The 1,526-nt window shown below is 69.6% G+C and carries 1 protein-coding gene; it reads right to left on the minus strand.

What is annotated here, in order from left to right:
* Positions 1-124: 124 nt before the first annotated feature.
* A partial coding sequence (locus tag RT567_RS16710) for a cobaltochelatase CobT-related protein (RefSeq protein WP_313577313.1) occupies positions 125-1,526 on the minus strand: 1,402 nt, incomplete at its 5' end.

Below are 1,526 nucleotides of genomic sequence, written 5' to 3' on the forward strand. Positions count from 1 at the left end.
GAGCCGCCCGCGGGCGCCCAGCCGTCGGCCGTCGCCTCCGGCGTCCAGGGATGAGAAGACACCGCCGCCCCGGCGCAGGCGGCCAGGGCGAGGGAGATCAGGGCGGCGACATAGAGGCGGCGATTCACGCCGCGCGCTTGTGCGGAACCCGTCCGCCCTTGCTGCTGACCGCCTTCGGCTCGGCCTCGAACAATTCGGCCAGCTTTTCGGTCATGGCGCCCGCCAACTGTTCCACGTCGACGATGGTCAGGGCGCGGCGATACCAGCGGGTCACGTCGTGGCCGATGCCGATGGCCAGCAGTTCGACCGGGCTGCGCGTCTCGATCTTCTCGATCACCTGGCGCAGGTGCTTGTCCAGATAGAGGGCGGCGTTAGCCGACTGGGTGGAATCGTCGACAGGCGAACCGTCCGAGATGACCATCATGATCTGCCGCGCCTCGGGCCGGGCCAGCAGACGGTCGTGCGCCCATTCCAGCGCCTCGCCGTCGATGTTTTCCTTCAGCAGACCCTCGCGCATCATCAGGCCCAGGTTCTTCTTGGCCCGGCGCCACGGCGCGTCGGCGCCCTTGTAGATGATGTGGCGCAGGTCGTTCAGGCGGCCGGGGTTGGCGGGCTTTCCGGCGCTGATCCAGGCCTCTCGGCTTTGACCGCCCTTCCAGGCGCGGGTGGTGAAGCCCAGAATCTCGACCTTGACCCCGCACCGCTCCAGCGTCCGCGCCAGAATGTCGGCGCAGACCGCCGCCACCATGATCGGCCGCCCACGCATCGAGCCGGAGTTGTCGATCAGCAGGGTCACGACCGTGTCGCGGAACGGGCTTTCGCTCTCCATCTTGAACGACAGGGGGCTGGTCGGGTCGGTGATGACGCGAGTCAGGCGCGCCGTGTCCAGCATCCCTTCCTCAAGGTCGAACATCCACGAGCGGTTCTGCTGGGCCAGCAGCCGCCGCTGCAGCTTGTTGGCCAGTCGTGAGACCACGCTGCCCAGGGTCGACAACTGGGCGTCCAGCAGGGCGCGCAGCCGGTCCAGCTCCATCGGGTCGCACAGTTCGGCGGCGTCGATGACCTCGTCATAGGCGGTGGTGAAGGCGCGGTAGAACTCAACCGCGCGGCCATCGTCCTGGGTCTGCTGGTGGTTGGGGCGGTCGCCCTCGCTCAGTTCAGGGGCGTCTTCCTGGCCTTCGCCGTCGGGCTCGCCCGGCGTGCCGTCGGGGCGGGCCTGGCGTTCGTCCTCGGCCGACTGGTCGTCGGCCGTGCCGTCCAGGGAGTCGCCGCCTTCGCCGCCGTCCTGTTCTTCCTGCTCGTCCTGATCCGCCTGATCCTGATCGGGCTTGTCGGCGTCGTCCTCGCCGTCCTCCTCGGGCGAGTCGCCGCCGTCGGCGTCGCCGGGGTCCAGGTCCAGCGCGCGCAGCAGATCCTTCATCCGCGCGCCGAAGGCCGCCTGGTCGTCGCCTAGGGCCGCCAGGGCGTCCAGCTCGGCCCCCGCCTTGGCCTCAAGGTCGGCGCGGACGCGGTCCAGCATGGTCTTG

This window comes from Brevundimonas sp. (genome assembly GCF_032107865.1).
Lineage (GTDB): Bacteria > Pseudomonadota > Alphaproteobacteria > Caulobacterales > Caulobacteraceae > Brevundimonas.